Consider the following 15,522-nt stretch of genomic DNA (forward strand, 5'->3'; position numbering starts at 1 on the left):
GGTGGTTCCTTACAGTGCGAGGGTGTCGGCGATGAGGACGCGGGGGCCGGCGGGCGGGAAGGCGCGCTCGACGCCCTCCTCGGTGCAGCCGGTGTGCACCAGGACGGTGGTGGCGGTCAGGTCGAGCCGGCCGCCGGTGAACCGGGAGCCGGTGGCGCGCCAGCGGTTGTCGCCGGTGGCCGGCTCGACGCGGGTGCCGGTGGCCGTGCAGGCGGCCAGTTCCCAGGTCAGGACGCCCGGACCGGCGGCCCGGCCGAGCGCGGCGTTCTCCAGCGTGACGCCCTCCAGGCGCAGCCGCTGGTCGCGCACGGCGCTCAGCTCGACGCGCACGCCGTCGAGCCGGCCACCGCTGATCACGACGTCGCCCGAGCCCACCGAGACCTTGCCCGATCCGCTCAGGACGCAGCCGGTGAAGCGAAGGGGGCCGGAGCCGCGCAGGGTGGCGCCGTCGAGACCGGTGATGGCGCACTCCTTGAAGTGCAGCGCGTTGCTCACCGGCGTCTGCACCAGCACCTGGTCCTTCGGCAGCTCGAAGGAGCAGCCCTCGATGACGTTGGGCCGGCCGGAGCGGCTGGACCGCTGGCCGATCGCGACGGTCTTGGCCGAGCAGCCGCGCATGTGCAGGCCGTCGGCGTTCACCTGGAGCGTTCCCGCCGGGTCGAACGTCGAGCGCGGGATCACCCGGACGTCCTCCAGCGTCAGGTCGGTGATCTTGGTTCCGGCGACGAACCACGAGCACAGGTGCTTGCGCACGGTGATGCGCTTGGCGCTGGTGCCCCAGAGCGCGCCGCTGTTGGCGATGTCCATGAGGCCGGAGTTGCCGGTGAAGACCAGGTCGTGCTCGTACTGGCCGTGGGTGGTGAAGGGGTTGCCGCCCTCGTCGTCGCCGTCGCCGTGGCAGTTCTCGACCGTGCAGTAGGCGCTGGCGGTGAAGTCGTTGAGATGGCGGACGTTGGAGGTGGTGCAGTCGGCGACGTGGCCGTACAGGCAGTAGATCTGCTGGGTCAGGTAGCCGGCTCCGCCGTACATGACGGTCGGGGGGTTCTTCAGGCTGCAGCGCTCGGTGCGGAAGTGGGTGCACCAGCGTCGCATGATCACCGGCCAGAAGCTGCCGGTGGCGTGCACGTCCTCGACGTCGCAGTGGACGGCGTACTCGTAGGCGATCGGGTGCGAGCCGGTGTACTCGTCGCCGCCCGGGGCCGCCTGGAAGCGCAGGTCGCGCACGTGCACGCGCTCGACCGGCCGGACCAGCGTCCAGGTCAGCGTACGGCCGGCGGCCAGCTCCCAGCCGTTCTTGTAGTTGACCCGGACGTGCCGGCCGTCGACGACCTGGGTGATCTGGACCAGGCGCTGGAGCTCGCGTTCGTACGTGCCGGCCAGCGCGTCGACCTGCACGGCCCACCACTGGCCGACCTGGAACTGCCGGGAGTCGACCTCGAAGACGTCGGCCAGGTCGGGGAGCGTGGCCGTGAGCGTGCCGGTGACGGTGGTCCCGGTCCGCTCGCCCTGGAAGAACAGGACCGCGCCGAAGGGGTTGTCGTGGGAGTTCTTCTCGATGCCGGCGGTGGTCATGGTGTGGCCGCCGAAGTCGAGCACCAGGCCGGAGCGCTGGAACTTGTGGCGCTTGACGAAGTTGAGGTCGGTGTGGGCCTCGATCCTGGAGACGGCGGGGTCGCCGACCATGGCCTCCAGGGCGTCGTCGGCGGGGGTCTTGTCGTCGAAGACGCCGAAGGCGCGGAAGTCGAGGCAGCCGTCGTGCAGCTGGATCCAGCGGCCCTTTGGCGCGGAGCCGAGCACGGTGCCGCCGTTGGCGGGCGCGGTGGAGGCCGCGTCCCAGCGGACGAGCTTGCCACCGCCGTCACCGGCGCGGTGATAGCCCGCGACACGCAGCAGCGTGCCGTCGGCGAGTCGGGAGGCGTCGAGCGCGAGAAGGCGCGCGACGTCGGCTACATGGTTCATGGGGGGAGGCCTTCGGGAGCGGGGTGATGGGAAGGCCGGGCGACGTGCGAAGGCGGGCAGGCGGCGGTGCTGCGGCCAGACGTCCGGCGCCGGGGGCCGCGGCGCTCGGAGTCGGATCTTCGCCCGAAACGATTGGCGAGGACGCTAGACAGTGGATGAGGCATCTGTCAAGCCGTCACGTGGCATGCCCGAGATGCTGGGAGATCATCGCCGCCGTCTCTCTCACCTCCCGGCCGAGCTCCTGGTAGCGCCAGGCGGGCAGGTCGCGCTTGAGCGAGGTGATGCTGATCGCGCCGACGCAGGCGCCGGTGTGGTCGCGCAGCGCGCTGCCGATGCAGAAGATGCCGTCGGCGTCCTCCTCGTCGTCGACCGCGTAGCCGAGTTCCCTGACCGTCTTCAGGTGGGCCAGCAGCACCGGCAGCTCGGTGATCGTGTTGCCGGTGCGGCGCGGCAGGCCGACGTGGCCGACGACCCTGGCGACCTCCTCGTCGTCCATCTCGGCCAGCAGCGCCTTGCCCAGCCCGGTGCAGTGGGGCAGCTCTCTGGTGCCCATCCGCAGGTCGACCTGGATGCGCTCGCCGTTGCTCACCTGGTCGACGACGACCGCCTGGCCGGCCTCGGGCACCGCGAGCCTGGAGTTCATCCCGGTGCGTTCGGTGAGCGCGACCAGCGCGGGGCGGGCCACGTCGCGCAGCGAGAGCTGCTCCTGGGCCCTGGCGCCCAGCCTGGACAGCGCCATGCCCAGCCGGTAGCGGCGGTTCATGCCCTCGCCGTCGTCGGCGACCAGGCTGTAGCCGCGCAGCGTGTAGAGGGTGGCGAAGGCGGCGCTCTTGCTCAGCCCGCAGGCCGCGGCGACCTCGGTCACGCTCATGCCGCCACCCGGCCCCACGCGGGACAGGACCTCCAGCACCTCGGCGGCGCGGGCGACGCTGCGGACCCAATATCGCGATTCCTCAGCAGCAGTGTTCGTCACAGCCGAACAGCTTAGCGGAATTCATCGTTGACCCCCACCCAATCTCGTGTTTCAATCTCCCTCACCTGTTCGGTATTGCCAAACACTGTTCGGAATTTGTGGCGGACGATCAGCGCTTCCCAGGCCGGGCCGGGCCGGGAGGCGCGTCGGAGGAGAGAGATTTGAAGCACCTAGCCGAGCGCGCACGCCAGGTCATCCCCGGCGGCGTGAACAGCGGGCAGCGCAGCATTCCGGGGCTCACCGACCTGGTGATCACCCATGCCGCCGGCGCCCGCTTCCGCGACTCGCAAGGACGGGAGTTCGTCGACTACCACGCCGCCTTCGGCCCGCCGCTGCTCGGCCACAACGACCCCGACGTCGGCGCGGCCGTCGCCGAGGCCGGCCGCACGGTGGACCTGTGCGGCGTGGGCGTCACGGCCGGCGAGGTCGAGCTCGCCGAGACGCTGGCAGAGCTCGTGCCGAGCGTGGAGAAGGTGCTCCTGACCAGCACCGGCAGCGAGGCCACCTTCCACGCCCTGCGCGTGGCCAGGGCCGCGACCGGCCGCCGGCTCGTGGTCAAGTTCCAGGGTTGCTACCACGGCTGGCACGACGCGGTCAGCCTCAACGTGATCTCCGCGCCGGAGAAGGTCGGCACCCACGACCCCATCTCGACCGGCATCCTGCCCGAGGTGCTGCAGGCCACGCTGGTCCTGCCGTTCAACGACCCCGAGGCGGTACGCCGGGCGTTCGCCGAGCACGGCGACGACATCGCCGCCGTCATCCTGGAGCCGGTGCCGCACAACGTCGGCTGCCTGCTGCCCGAGCAGGAGTTCCTGCAGACGCTGCGCGCCGAGTGCACCAGGGCGGGCAGCGTGCTGATCTTCGACGAGGTCATCACCGGCTTCCGCCACCACCTGGGCGGCTGGCAGGCGATCTGCGGGATCACCCCCGACCTCACCACCATGGGCAAGGCGATCGCGAACGGCTACCCGGTGGGCGCGCTCGGAGGCCGCGCCGATCTCATGGAGCTGTTCAGCTCGCGACCGGGCGGCCCCGCCTTCTTCGCCGGCACCTACAACGGCCACCCCGCCGTCGTGGCGGCCGCCCTGGCCACGCTGCGCAAGCTGCGCGAGGAGCCGGTGCACGAGCACGTCTTCCGACTCGGCGAGCGGATCAGGACCGGCCTGGCCGAGGTGTTCGCCTCGCTGGACATCCCGGCGCTGGTCAGCGGGTACGGCTCGGTCTTCGTCGGATATTTCATGACCGGACCCGCCCGCACCTACGACGACCTGCTGCGCAATGATGCCAACATGTTCATCGGGTACCGCCGCCGGCTGCTGGAGCACGGCGTCTTCGAGCTGCCACTGAACCTCAAGCGCAGCCACGTCTCCTACGCCCACACCGACGCCGACGCCGACCACCTGCTGGAGGCGGCCGCCACCGCGGCCAGGCTCGCCCGCGGCGACGTGCTCGACCTGACCGACGTCAGCACCATGGGCGGCGCCGATGCTCACCGTTGACACCAGCCGCCCGGCCGGCCCCGCCGGCCGGATCAGCCGCGTCGAGACTCTCTCGCTGGGCACCGCCTGGCGCGACTTCTCCTACGTGCGCATCCACACCGACGAAGGGCTGAGCGGCATCGGCGAGATCACCCACCCCTACCGGGGCCGGGAGACCTGCTCGCTGACCGAGGCCATGGCCCAGCGCCACCTGATCGGCGCCGATCCCTTCGACGTCGAGGAGATCTGGCTGCGGATGTACCAGGGCGACTTCCTGCGCGGCGGCGACGTCGGCGGCATCGTCGTCTCCGGCGTCGACCAGGCGCTCCACGACATCATGGGCAAGGCGCTCGGCGTGCCCGTCTACCGGCTGACCGGCGGCGCCTGCCGCGACCGGGTGCGGGTCTACGCCAACGGCTGGTACACCGGCGAGCGCGACCCGCAGGTGTTCGCGGCCAAGGCCAAGGAGGTCGCCGCCCGCGGCTACACCGGGCTGAAGTTCGACCCGTTCGGCGCCGGGCTGGGCGAGTTGTCCCGGGCCGAGCTGCGGCTCTCGGTCGACATCGTCGCGGCGGTCCGCGAGGCCGTGCCCGACCTCGACCTGTTCGTCGAGGGGCACGCCCGGTTCGCGATGCCGACCGCCGTCCGGCTCGTGCGCGAGCTGGAGCCGTTCGACCTCGGCTGGTTCGAGGAGCCGCTGCCGTGGACGCACATCGAGCGCTACGCCGAGCTGCGCGCCCGCGCCGCCATGCCCATCTCCGGCGGCGAGCACTTCCACAACCGCTACGAGTACGCCCGGCTGTTCGCCACCGGCGCGGTCGACATCATCCAGCCGGACCTGTCGATGGCCGGCGGGTTCACCGAGATCAGGAAGCTGGCCGCGCAGGCCGACGTGCACGCCATGCTCGTCGCCCCGCACAACTCCAACTCCCCGCTGTGCACCACGGCCTCCGTGCACGCCGTGCTGGGCATGCCGAACCTGCTGATCCTGGAGACGTTCGACGGCATGCTGGAGCCGTACGTCTTCGACGCGCTGAAGGGCGTGCTGCCGGTGGTCGACGGTCACGTCGGCCTGCCGGAGCGGCCCGGCCTCGGCGTCGAGCTGGCCGACGAGGTCTTCGCCGAGCACCCGCCGTCCCACCGGTTCTGGAACATGTTCAAGGAGGGCTGGGAGAAGCGTGATCGTTGACGTCCACTCCCACCTGTTCAGCTGCCCGGACGACGTCGGCGACCCGTTCGCGGCCGAGTCCGCCCGCGCGCACGGCGGTCACGTCGACCTGACCGTGCGCTGGGCGGACTACGCCGCCACCTCGCCCGCCGGCACCCGTACCGTCGTGGTGGGCGGCAAGGCCAGGCGGTCGGGCCTGTGGGTGGACGACGCCGCCGTGGCCGCCTACGCCGGCGAGCACCCCGACCGGCTCATCGGCTACCTGTCGCTCGACCCCACCCAGCCCGGCTGGCGCGACGAGCTGGAACACGGCCACCGCGACCTGGGGCTGCGCGGCATCAAGCTCATGCCGATGTACGCCGGTTTCGACCCGGCCGCGCCCGAGCTGGACGACCTGTACGCCTACGCCGCCCGCCACGGCCTGCCGCTGCTGGTGCACACCGGGACCACGTTCGTCTCGGCCGCGCCCCTGCGCTACGCGCTGCCGGTGCACCTGGACGAGGTCGCCATCAGGCATCCGGAGCTACGCATGGTCCTGGCCCACCTGGGCCACCCGTACGAGGGGGAGTGCATCGCGGTGATCCGCAAGCACCGCCACGTCTACGCCGACGTCTCCGCCCTGCACTACCGCCCCTTCCAGCTCTGGCACAGCCTGCGCCTGGCCCAGGACTACGGGGTGTGGGGCAAGCTGCTGTTCGGCAGCGACTACCCCTTCACCACGGTGGACGCCTCGGTGGAGGGGCTACGGGCGGTCGGCGCGGTCCCCGGCATCCCCGGTCTGCCGCCCCTGGACCAGGAGGAGATCGAGAAGCTGATCCACCGCCCGTCGCTCGACCTGCTGGGGCTGTCATGACCGAACTGGCCGTGGTCACCGGGGCCGCCCGGGGCCTCGGCCAGGCCATCGCCGCGCGCCTGACGGCCGACGGCTACCGGGTGATCACCGTCGACCGGCCGGGCGCGGGCTGCGTCTACGACTTCGACCTGGCCGACACCGAGGGCCTGGCCGGGCTGGCCGACGCGGTCCGCCGCGACCACGGGCCGATCCACGTCCTGGTCAACAACGCCGGGGTGGCCCGGCTCGAACACTTCAACGAGATCACCGTGGCCGGCTGGCAGGCCGTCATGCGGGTCAACTGCGACGCGCCGTTCTTCCTGGCGCAGCGGGTGGCCGAGCACATGATCGCCGACGGCGTGCGGGGGCGGATCGTCAACGTCTCCTCCAAGAACGGCCTCATGGCCGAAGCCGGGCTGGCCCACTACAACGCCTCCAAGGGCGCCCTGGAGCTGATCACCCGCTCGCTCGCCGCCGAGCTGGGCGCTCATGGCATCACCGTCAACGCCGTGGCGCCCGGCATGATCGCCACCCCGATCGACGGCGACTTCCCCTTCGACCGCGCGGCCTTCGAGGCGGCGTGGGAGGAGCGCATCCCGCTGCGCGGCGGGTACGGCAGGCCGGACGACGTGGCCGGCGCGGTGGCGTACCTGGCCTCGGAGTCGGCCCGCTACGTCACCGGCTCCACCCTGGTCGTGGACGGCGGCGTGCTGGCCGACCAGATGCCGAGGACGCGGTTCATGCCGCCGTACCGGAACTCGTTGCGGCCCGGTTCCTGACCTGCGGCGTCGCCGGGGCTCGGGTCAGCCGCCGTCCAGCGGGTTGGCGGCGATCCGCCCCGCGACGTCGTTCCGGACCGACGCCGCGGCGGCGCTGTCCGGCTTGCGCCTGGCCTGGTCCTCGAAGCAGGCCAGGAACTCGGCGCCGAAGCCCATCCTGGGATATCGGGCGAGCAGCTCGGCCCTGGCGTCCGGCGCGAACTCCTCGGGCCGCCGCCCGACCACGTCCCAGCTCGTGGCGACCTGCAGCAGGTGGGACTCCGGGTCGTCGGCGGCGGACACGTCGGCGCGCATGTGCAGCCTGATGATCTCGGCGGCCCGCTCGGCGCGCTCGGCCGGCCAGCCGGCCGCCGTGCCGAACACCCAGGCGAGCTGCCCGCCCGCCTCCTCGAACGGCAGCCGGTGGCTGTCGAAGGGCTCGGTCAGCCCCATGTCGTGGAGCAGCGCGGGCGAGCAGTGACGACCGGCCACCGACAGCGCCGCGGCGGCGGCGGGAGTCTCCGGGAACATGCCTTCAGCCTTTCATCCGGCCGCCGGATCCCGTCGGCAGGGGCCGCCACTTGCCTTCTGGATACCATAGGGGGGTATAGTGTCTTCAACGGCAACGAGCCGAGGGAGGGCTGACATGGCTGGACACGGCAGTGGCAAGCAGGACCAAGGGATGCGGTTGCGCCGCATCGAGGGGCAGGTCCGCGGCCTGCAGCGGATGGTCGAGGACGACAAGTACTGCATCGACATCCTGACCCAGGTGTCGGCCGCGACCAGCGCCTTGAAGTCGTTCTCCCTGTCGTTGCTGGAGGACCACCTGGCCCACTGCGTCGCCGAGGCCACCGCGAAGGGCGGCCCGGAGGCCGAGGCCAAGGTCAAGGAAGCCTCCGACGCCATCGCCAGACTTGTTCGTTCCTGACCGGATTGAGGGAGAGACCGATATGAGCACCACCACCTACACCGTCAAGGGCATGACCTGCGGCCACTGCGTCAGTTCGGTCAAGGAGGAGGTCGGCGAGGTCGCCGGGGTGACCGGCGTCGAGGTCGATCTGGCCTCCGGCCTGCTGACCGTCGAGAGTGACAGCCCGATCGACGCGGCGAAGATCGTCGCCGCCGTCGAGGAGGCCGGGTACGAAGTGGCGAACCAGTCGTGAACACCGCAGCCAAGCTCGGCTCCTACGCCCTGGGGCTGGCCGTCGTCTTCGGCGGCGCCCTGGGCGCCGGCAAGGTCGTGGGCCCGGTGGGGGCCGCTCCCGCCGCCGACCACAGCGCCATGACGGCCACCGCGGAGACCGCGCAGAGCGCGGGCCACAACCAGCACGCAGCCCAGCAGCCGACGACGACGAAGAAGAACGATACCCCCGGGGGGCTCCAAGTGTCCGAGAACGGTTACACCCTCAACCCGCTCACCACGTCGCTCAAGCCCGGCGAGCCCGCCGACTTCCGCTTCTCCGTGACCGGCCCCGACGGCCGCCCGGTCACCGACTACCAGGTCCAGCACGACAAGAAGCTGCACTTCATCGTGGTCTCCCGCGACCTGGGCAGCTTCCAGCACGTCCATCCGGAGATGTCGGCCGACGGCATCTGGTCGGTCAAGGTCACCTTCCCCGAGGCGGGCGGCTACCGGGCCTTCGCCGACTTCGCGCCGACCGGCGGCGAGCCCCTGACGCTGGGCGCCGACCTGGCCGTGGCGGGCGACTACCAGCCCAAGCCGCTGCCGGAGACCGGCCGCACCTCGAAGGTCGACGGCTACGAGGTCACCCTCGACGGCGACCTGACGCCGGGCCAGGCCAGCAAGCTCACCCTCAAGGTCAGCAAGGACGGCAAGCCGGTCACCGACCTGCAGCCCTACCTCGGCGCCTTCGGCCACCTGGTCGCCCTCCGCGGTCGTGACCTGGCCTACCTGCACGTTCACCCCGACGGCGAGCCGGGCGACGGCAGGACGCAGCCGGGCCCCGAGATCGTCTTCTACGCCGAGGTGCCGAGCGGCGGCGACTACCGCCTGTTCCTGGACTTCCAGCACAAGGGCGAGGTCCGTACCGCCGACTTCACGCTCGCGGCCGGGCCGCGGCCCGCCACCCCCGCCACCCCCGACGCGTCGGCGACGCCCGCCGGGCACGGCAACCACAGCCACTGAGAAAAGCCACTGGGAAAGGGGAACGGTGATGACCTCTGTCACCGATGACCGGCAGAACGCGGTCGAACTCTCGATCGGCGGCATGACCTGCGCCTCGTGCGCCAACCGCATCGAGCGCAAGCTCAACAAGATGGACGGCGTGACCGCCACGGTCAACTACGCCACCGAGAAGGCGAAGGTCACCTTCCCCGAAGGCGTCGATCCGCAGCAGCTGATCGCCCAGGTGGAGGCGGCCGGCTACACCGCCGCGCTGCCCGCGCCGCCCCGCTCCGAGGGCGAGCCGGGCGAGCGGGAGCCGGAGGACGAGCTGCGCCCGCTGCGCAGCCGGTTGATCACCTCGGTGGTGCTGGCGGTGCCGGTGATCGCGATGGCGATGATCCCGCCGTTGCAGTTCACCAACTGGCAGTGGATGTCGCTGGTGCTCACCGCGCCGGTCGTCGTCTACGCCGGCTGGCCGTTCCACAAGGCCGCCTGGACGAACCTGCGCCACGGCGCCGCCACGATGGACACGCTGATCTCGGTCGGCACCATCGCCGCGCTCGGCTGGTCGCTGTGGGCGCTCTTCTTCGGCACGGCCGGCACCCCGGGCATGACCCACCCCTTCGCGTTCACGATCGAGCGCACCGACGGGTCGGGCAACATCTACCTGGAGGCCGCGGCGGGGGTGACGGCGTTCATCCTGGCCGGCCGCTACTTCGAGGCCCGCTCCAAGCGCCGGGCCGGCGCCGCCCTGCGCGCCCTGCTCGAACTGGGCGCCAAGGACGTCGCGGTGCTGCGCGACGGCGTGGAGACCCGCATCCCCAGCGACCGGCTGGCCGTGGGCGACCGGTTCGTCGTGCGGCCGGGCGAGAAGATCGCCACGGACGGCGTGATCGAGGAGGGCACCTCCGCGGTCGACGCCTCGATGCTGACCGGCGAGTCCGTGCCCGTCGAGGTGCGTCCCGGCGACACGGTCACCGGCGCCACCGTGAACGCGGGCGGCCGGCTGGTCGTCCGCGCCACCCGGGTCGGGGCCGACACGCAGCTCGCCCAGATGGCCAAGCTGGTCGAGGACGCCCAGACGGGCAAGGCGCAGGTGCAGCGGCTGGCCGACCGCGTGTCGGGCATCTTCGTCCCGATCGTGATCGCGCTGGCTCTCGGCACGCTGGGCTTCTGGCTCGGCACCGGCGACGGCGTCGGCGCGGCCTTCACCGCCGCGGTGGCCGTGCTGATCATCGCCTGCCCGTGCGCGCTCGGCCTGGCCACCCCGACGGCGCTGCTGGTCGGCACCGGCCGGGGCGCGCAGCTCGGCATCCTGATCAAGGGCCCCGAAGTGCTGGAGTCCACCCGCCGCATCGACACGGTGGTGCTCGACAAGACGGGCACCGTCACCGAGGGCCGGATGACGCTCACCGGCGTGCACCTGGCCGACGGCGAGGACGAGACCGAGGTGCTGCGCCTGGCGGGCGCTCTGGAGCACGCCTCCGAGCACCCGATCGCCCAGGCCATCGCCAAGGGCGCCGCCGCCCGCGTCGGCGACCTGCCCACCCCCGAGGACTTCGCGAACGTCGAGGGCCTCGGCGTCCAGGGCGTCGTCGAGGGGCACGCGGTCCTGGTGGGCCGGCCGAGGCTGCTGGAGGAGTGGTCCCAGCACCTGCCGTCCGACCTGGAACGCGCTCTGCACGCCGCCCAGGCGGGCGGCCGGACCGCCGTGGCGGTCGGCTGGGACGGCAAGGCCCGCGCGGTGCTGGTGGTCGCCGACGTGATCAAGCCCACCAGCAAGGAGGCCATCCAGCAGCTCCGGGCGCTCGGTCTCACCCCGGTCCTGCTGACCGGGGACAACGAGGCCGTGGCGAGGACGGTGGCCGCCGAGGTCGGCATCGACGAGGTGATCGCCGAGGTGCTGCCCGCCGACAAGGTCGACGTCGTCAAGGAGCTCCAGGGCGAGGGCAAGGTCGTGGCGATGGTCGGCGACGGCGTCAACGACGCGGCCGCGCTCGCCCAGGCCGACCTGGGCCTGGCCATGGGCACCGGCACGGACGCCGCCATCGAGGCGTCCGACCTGACCCTGGTCCGCGGTGACCTGCGGGTGGCCGCCGACGCGATCAGGCTCTCCCGCCGGACGCTCGGCACGATCAAGGGCAACCTGTTCTGGGCCTTCGCCTACAACGTGGCCGCCCTGCCGCTGGCCGCGCTCGGCCTGCTCAACCCGATGATCGCGGGGGCCGCGATGGCCTTCTCCAGCGTGTTCGTGGTCAGCAACAGCCTCCGGCTGCGCCGCTTCAAGTGAACAACGGCCCCAAGTGAAGAGGGCTCCGGGCACGACGCCCGGAGCCCTCTTCACGTGCCCGGCCTGTGCACAGCCGTCGCCGGTCAGGGGCGGACCGCGCCGAGCAGCCGGGTGCGCCAGTAGTCGTCGAGGTCGACCACCTTGACGACGTCACCGGTCTGGGGCGCGTGGACCATCTTCCCGTTGCCGGCGTACATGCCCATGTGGCCGAGCCCCTTGCTGAAGAGCAGGTCGCCGGGCTGCAACGCGTCGAGCGAGACGCGTCTGCTCGCGCCCCAGGCCCATTGCGTCCAGGTGGTGCGGGGCAGCTCGACGCCCGCGGTGCGCCAGGCGGCCTGGGTGAGGCCGGAGCAGTCGTAGGAGCTCGGGCCCTCGGCGCCGTACTGGTAGGGCTTGCCGACCTGGGCGAAGGCGAACTGCAACGCCAGGCGGGCGTTTCCGGAGGCCGAGCCGGTGTACCTGATGCCGGCGCTGTTCGGATCGCCCGCCCGGAAGGCGCCCAGCCTGCGCAGGAGCTTCGTCTGCGCCTTGACCAGCTTGTCGACCTTCGCCTTCTCCGCCCGCACCTTGTCGCGCGCCGCGTCGGCCTCGGCCAGGACGGTCCGGGCCTCGTCGCGCCGGGCGCGCAGGTCCTTGGTGGTGGCCTGGAACGCCGCCAGTTTCGCCGCTCTGGCCCGGGAGATCTGCTCCAGGGCGGCCATGCCGCTCAGCACCTCGTCGGGGGTGCCGTCGGCGACGAAGCGGCCCCAGGTCGTGAGCGGGCCCGACTGGTAGTCGCTGACCACCGCCGAGACGAGGTCTTTGCGTAACCCGTCCGCCTGGGCGTTCTTGCGCGCGACCTCGGCGTTGAGGGCGTCGTACTTCTGCTTGGCCTTCTTGTGCGCCTCGGTCGCCTGGTTGTACTGCTCGACCACCTCGTCGGCCCGCTCGTTCAGCTTCACCAGCCTGGCCTTGGCCTTGGCGGGCGACGGGTCGGCCGAGGCGACGCCCGGGATGGAGACCGCCGCGACCGCCGCAAGTGTCACGGCCACTGCCGCTCGCCCCAGCCTCGTCGCCACGACCACTACGATGCCTCCTCGTACGCCTCCATGTCTGAGGCGGAATAGTACCGAAGGTCGCCCTGCTTGTTGGCATTTCGTCCGTACTATCCGGCGTAACAGGCCGTCGTACCGGCTCGTGTGGGGATACGCACGCCACGTCCGGCGCGTTCACCGGAACGCCGAAACGCCCGGCTCCCGATGGGAGCCGGGCGTCTCTCGGCGACCTCAGCGGGCCGCGCGGTGCTCGGCGGCGCGACGGGCGTCGGCCAGCGGCTTGGAGGGGACGATCAGCGTGGGGCGCGCGGTGGCGTGCATGACGTGGGTGGACGTGCTGCCCGACAGCAGCGCCCGCAGCCCCTGCCGGCCGCGCGAGCCCAGGACGATCAGCGAGGCGTCGGCCTCCTCGGCGGCGTCGACGATGGCGGCGGCGACGACCTCCTCCGGGACCGAGGCGACCCGCGGCTCGGCCCGCAGCCCGAGGGAGCGGGCGAGATCGGCGCCCTCGGCGGCCAGCCGTTCCGAGGCGTCCATGGTCCTGGCGTCGATGTCCCGCAGGTCCTCCAGGGCGGGATGCCCTTCGAGGTGCGCGGCGAGGCTCTCCAGAGGCTGACGGGCGTACAGCACCACCGCGGACGCGCCGGGGAACAGCCGGGCGGCCTCCTCGACGGCGTGGCGGGCGTCGGGTGAACCGTCGTAGGCGATGAGGATGGACATGGGGATCTCCTTCGGAGCTGTGAGCGTCGAGGTCAGCCGCGGGTGGCGGCGGTGGTCTCGGCGGTGTCGGCGGCCTCGGCGGGGGCGGCGCCCCGCGAGCGGAGCGTCAGCGCGGCGATCAGGGCGCCGGCGACCGCGATCCCGGCGGCTCCCACGAAGGCCGAGGAGAAGCCGTCGGTCAGCGCGGGCAGGTTCCCGAGCTGGGCGGCGCCGTTGGCGGCGGCGACGGCCGTCATGGCGGCCAGCCCGAGGGCCGAGCCGACCTGGTAGCTGGTGTTGACGATGCCGGAGGCCAGGCCGCCCTCCTCGGGACGGGCGGAGGAGATGGCGGTGCCGAGCGAGGGGATGAAGGCCAGCGACATGCCGAGCGCGGCCACCAGGCTGGCGGGCAGGACGTCGACCGCGAAGCTGCCCTCGGGGCTGATCAGCGACAGCCAGCCCATCCCGACGGCGAGCAGGACGAGGCCCGCCACCGTGACGGCCTTGGGGCCGAACCGGTTGATGGCGCGCGGCGCCAGGACGATCATGCCGAGCATGATGAGGACGGTCATCGGCACCAGGGCCGCGCCGCTGGGGAAGGCGCTGTAGCCGAGGACCTGCTGCAGGTAGAGGTTCAGGAAGAACCACATCGGGATCCAGGCCCCGCCGAGCAGGAGCTGGGTCAGGTTGGCGGCGGCGAGGTTCGGCGTACGGAAGATCGACAGCCTCATCAGCGGCTCGCGGCGGCGGGCCTGGATCGCCAGGAAGGCGATGAGCAGCGCGATCGCGGCGGCCAGCACGCCCCAGGTCTGGGCGGAGCCCCAGCCGACCTCGGGCGCCCGGACGATGGCGTAGACGGCCGCGCCCAGCCCGGCGGTGACGGTCAGCGCGCCGAGGATGTCGATGGAGCCGCGCTGGGACTGACCGGCGGGCATCAGCGGACGGGTGGCGAAGAGTGCGACGAGCGCGATCGGGATGTTGATGTAGAAGACCCAGGGCCAGCTCAGGTACTCGGTGATGACGCCGCCGAGGAACACGCCCGCGGTGCCGCCCGCCGGGGCGGCCGCGCCGTAGAGAGCGAGGGCCTTGGTGAGCTCCTTGGGGTCGTGGCCGAACAGCATCATCAGCAGGGTCAGCGCGGACGGGGCGATCAGGGCCGCGCCGACGCCCTGGACGGCACGTCCGGTGAGCTCGACCCACACCTCGGGGGCGATGCCGGCGACGAGCGAGCCGGCGAGCAGGATGAGCCAGCCGGCGCCGAACAGCTTGCGTGCGCCGAACAGGTCCGAGAGCCGGCCGCCGAGCAGCAGGAGGCCGCCGAAGGCGACGACGTAGGCGTTGAAGACCCACGACAGGTTCTCCTGCGAGAAGCCGAGGTCTTCCTGGATGCGGGGGAGGGCCACGCCGATGATCGACGTGTCCATGATGACGATGAACTGGGCCGTGGCGATCAGGGCCAGGGCGGTCCATCGCCGGGGGGATGGTGCGGACATGAGCATTCTCCAGCGCTACGCCGTACCCCGGTGGGGATGCGGGCGGGTCTTTGGGTTCCTCGTAAATACCGGTAGGGGGTATCTGGCGATGAACATACATACACCGGGGGGGTATCTGTCAAGTCCGCACGCCGGATCCCGTCCGGGCGGCACCGCGTGCCAGCGGGCCCACGTGCGCCGACGACGCGGCAGGACGACCACGCGGCGACGACATTCCCGCAGCTCCGGCGGCGTAAGGCGGAGCGTCGGCGGGTGACGCGTCACGGGGCAGGGGCGCGTAAGTGACACATGCACGGGGCTGGGGGCGCGCGCTATGTGGGTGGGGGGTATGCGGTACGCGAAAGAGGACCGGGTGCGCGGGCCGGGTCACGGTATGCGCGCCGGGGCACGTGGCGCTGCGGTGTGTGGCGCTGAGGGGTGTGGGCTGGAATATGCGGTGGCCGGGATGCGGCTCCGGGTATGCGGGGGTGGGGTATGCGGGGTGCGTCAGGGGGCTGGGGTGTGCGGGCTTGGCGTGCCCGGGGTGGGTGGGTGTGCGGGTTGGCGCGTCGCGGGAGGCGTCGCGTCGGGGGATCGGCGCGCGCTCTTGGCTCGACGTCGGGGGCGCCCCTTGCGGCGCAAGGAAATTGCCCGCTCATGGCGGTGAGCCGAGGGTATGCCGGGGTGGCCCTGCCCACCCGGCTCGGCGTTTGGTGGGCCTGCGATGGCGCGAG

14 protein-coding genes are annotated in these 15,522 nt (G+C 72.0%); 8 read left to right on the forward strand and 6 right to left on the reverse strand.

The annotated features are described in order from the left end of the window. Nucleotides 1-9: 9 nt before the first annotated feature. Nucleotides 10-1,959 (reverse strand): hypothetical protein, encoded by a 1,950-nt coding sequence (locus ACFYUV_RS39910; RefSeq protein ID WP_387678529.1) that lies wholly within the window; start codon nucleotides 1,957-1,959, stop codon nucleotides 10-12. A gap of 175 nt (nucleotides 1,960-2,134) precedes the next feature. Then, entirely contained in the window at nucleotides 2,135-2,932 is a 798-nt protein-coding gene (locus ACFYUV_RS39915) for an IclR family transcriptional regulator (protein WP_352356035.1), read from the reverse strand. A gap of 161 nt (nucleotides 2,933-3,093) precedes the next feature. On the opposite strand from ACFYUV_RS39915, the gene ACFYUV_RS39920 reads away from it, so the two are divergent. Genes ACFYUV_RS39920 through ACFYUV_RS39935 form a run of 4 tightly spaced genes read left to right on the forward strand, consistent with a single transcriptional unit; the run spans nucleotide 3,094 to nucleotide 7,189 of the window. After that, nucleotides 3,094-4,431 carry an aspartate aminotransferase family protein gene (locus ACFYUV_RS39920; RefSeq protein WP_387678533.1) on the forward strand — a complete coding sequence of 446 codons (1,338 nt, stop codon included), beginning with the start codon at nucleotides 3,094-3,096 and terminating at the stop codon, nucleotides 4,429-4,431. Beyond that, on the forward strand, nucleotides 4,418-5,599 hold the full coding sequence (locus ACFYUV_RS39925) for a mandelate racemase/muconate lactonizing enzyme family protein (RefSeq protein WP_387678536.1): 1,182 nt from the start codon (nucleotides 4,418-4,420) through the stop codon (nucleotides 5,597-5,599). The genes ACFYUV_RS39920 and ACFYUV_RS39925 overlap by 14 nt, the downstream gene beginning before the upstream one ends. Further along, nucleotides 5,589-6,431: an amidohydrolase family protein gene (locus tag ACFYUV_RS39930; protein WP_387678539.1), complete on the forward strand. Its 843-nt coding sequence runs from the start codon at nucleotides 5,589-5,591 to the stop codon at nucleotides 6,429-6,431. Before ACFYUV_RS39925 ends, ACFYUV_RS39930 begins: the two co-directional genes overlap by 11 nt. Beyond that, complete coding sequence (locus ACFYUV_RS39935; RefSeq protein WP_387678541.1) at nucleotides 6,428-7,189, forward strand: SDR family NAD(P)-dependent oxidoreductase; 762 nt, start codon at nucleotides 6,428-6,430, stop codon at nucleotides 7,187-7,189. Before ACFYUV_RS39930 ends, ACFYUV_RS39935 begins: the two co-directional genes overlap by 4 nt. A gap of 24 nt (nucleotides 7,190-7,213) precedes the next feature. Here the strand turns inward: ACFYUV_RS39935 and ACFYUV_RS39940 are convergent, their stop codons facing one another. Continuing rightward, nucleotides 7,214-7,699: a cyanamide hydratase gene (locus ACFYUV_RS39940; protein WP_387678544.1), complete on the reverse strand. Its 486-nt coding sequence runs from the start codon at nucleotides 7,697-7,699 to the stop codon at nucleotides 7,214-7,216. Nucleotides 7,700-7,814: 115 nt separating this feature from the next. Between ACFYUV_RS39940 and ACFYUV_RS39945 the strand changes: the two genes are divergently transcribed. From ACFYUV_RS39945 to ACFYUV_RS39960, 4 genes are read left to right on the forward strand one after another with little or no spacing between them, the layout of a single operon-like run. Next, nucleotides 7,815-8,096 carry a metal-sensitive transcriptional regulator gene (locus ACFYUV_RS39945; RefSeq protein WP_352356023.1) on the forward strand — a complete coding sequence of 94 codons (282 nt, stop codon included), beginning with the start codon at nucleotides 7,815-7,817 and terminating at the stop codon, nucleotides 8,094-8,096. A gap of 22 nt (nucleotides 8,097-8,118) precedes the next feature. Further along, the gene (locus ACFYUV_RS39950; RefSeq protein ID WP_358301136.1) at nucleotides 8,119-8,331 is read left to right on the forward strand and encodes a copper ion binding protein; all 213 of its coding nucleotides are present in this window, start codon (nucleotides 8,119-8,121) and stop codon (nucleotides 8,329-8,331) included. After that, nucleotides 8,328-9,314: a hypothetical protein gene (locus tag ACFYUV_RS39955; protein ID WP_387678547.1), complete on the forward strand. Its 987-nt coding sequence runs from the start codon at nucleotides 8,328-8,330 to the stop codon at nucleotides 9,312-9,314. The genes ACFYUV_RS39950 and ACFYUV_RS39955 overlap by 4 nt, the downstream gene beginning before the upstream one ends. Before the next feature lie 28 nt (nucleotides 9,315-9,342). Further along, nucleotides 9,343-11,583 carry a heavy metal translocating P-type ATPase gene (locus ACFYUV_RS39960; RefSeq protein ID WP_387678550.1) on the forward strand — a complete coding sequence of 747 codons (2,241 nt, stop codon included), beginning with the start codon at nucleotides 9,343-9,345 and terminating at the stop codon, nucleotides 11,581-11,583. 83 nt (nucleotides 11,584-11,666) lie between these two features. On the opposite strand, the gene ACFYUV_RS39965 is transcribed toward ACFYUV_RS39960, so the two are convergent. From ACFYUV_RS39965 to ACFYUV_RS39975, 3 genes are all read right to left on the reverse strand, one after another. After that, nucleotides 11,667-12,614 carry an NlpC/P60 family protein gene (locus ACFYUV_RS39965; RefSeq protein WP_387678553.1) on the reverse strand — a complete coding sequence of 316 codons (948 nt, stop codon included), beginning with the start codon at nucleotides 12,612-12,614 and terminating at the stop codon, nucleotides 11,667-11,669. A gap of 234 nt (nucleotides 12,615-12,848) precedes the next feature. Continuing rightward, nucleotides 12,849-13,337, reverse strand: a complete 489-nt coding sequence (locus tag ACFYUV_RS39970; RefSeq protein ID WP_387678556.1) for a universal stress protein — start codon at nucleotides 13,335-13,337, stop codon at nucleotides 12,849-12,851. A 32-nt stretch (nucleotides 13,338-13,369) separates the two neighbouring features. After that, nucleotides 13,370-14,809 carry an MFS transporter gene (locus tag ACFYUV_RS39975; protein ID WP_387678559.1) on the reverse strand — a complete coding sequence of 480 codons (1,440 nt, stop codon included), beginning with the start codon at nucleotides 14,807-14,809 and terminating at the stop codon, nucleotides 13,370-13,372. Nucleotides 14,810-15,522: the final 713 nt, after the last annotated feature.

This window comes from Nonomuraea sp. NPDC003560, assembly GCF_042878785.1.
Taxonomy (GTDB): Bacteria; Actinomycetota; Actinomycetes; order Streptosporangiales; family Streptosporangiaceae; genus Nonomuraea.

What these genes read in the sequence shown, in the direction of transcription:
- ACFYUV_RS39960 (WP_387678550.1), top strand. Translation starts at nt 9,343, where the DNA reads ATGACCTCTGTCACCGATGACCGGCAGAACGCGGTCGAACTCTCGATC.
- ACFYUV_RS39970 (WP_387678556.1), bottom strand. Translation starts at nt 13,337, where the DNA reads ATGTCCATCCTCATCGCCTACGACGGTTCACCCGACGCCCGCCACGCC.
- ACFYUV_RS39910 (WP_387678529.1), bottom strand. Translation starts at nt 1,959, where the DNA reads ATGAACCATGTAGCCGACGTCGCGCGCCTTCTCGCGCTCGACGCCTCC.
- ACFYUV_RS39950 (WP_358301136.1), top strand. Translation starts at nt 8,119, where the DNA reads ATGAGCACCACCACCTACACCGTCAAGGGCATGACCTGCGGCCACTGC.
- ACFYUV_RS39925 (WP_387678536.1), top strand. Translation starts at nt 4,418, where the DNA reads ATGCTCACCGTTGACACCAGCCGCCCGGCCGGCCCCGCCGGCCGGATC.
- ACFYUV_RS39945 (WP_352356023.1), top strand. Translation starts at nt 7,815, where the DNA reads ATGGCTGGACACGGCAGTGGCAAGCAGGACCAAGGGATGCGGTTGCGC.
- ACFYUV_RS39935 (WP_387678541.1), top strand. Translation starts at nt 6,428, where the DNA reads ATGACCGAACTGGCCGTGGTCACCGGGGCCGCCCGGGGCCTCGGCCAG.
- ACFYUV_RS39940 (WP_387678544.1), bottom strand. Translation starts at nt 7,699, where the DNA reads ATGTTCCCGGAGACTCCCGCCGCCGCCGCGGCGCTGTCGGTGGCCGGT.
- ACFYUV_RS39975 (WP_387678559.1), bottom strand. Translation starts at nt 14,809, where the DNA reads ATGTCCGCACCATCCCCCCGGCGATGGACCGCCCTGGCCCTGATCGCC.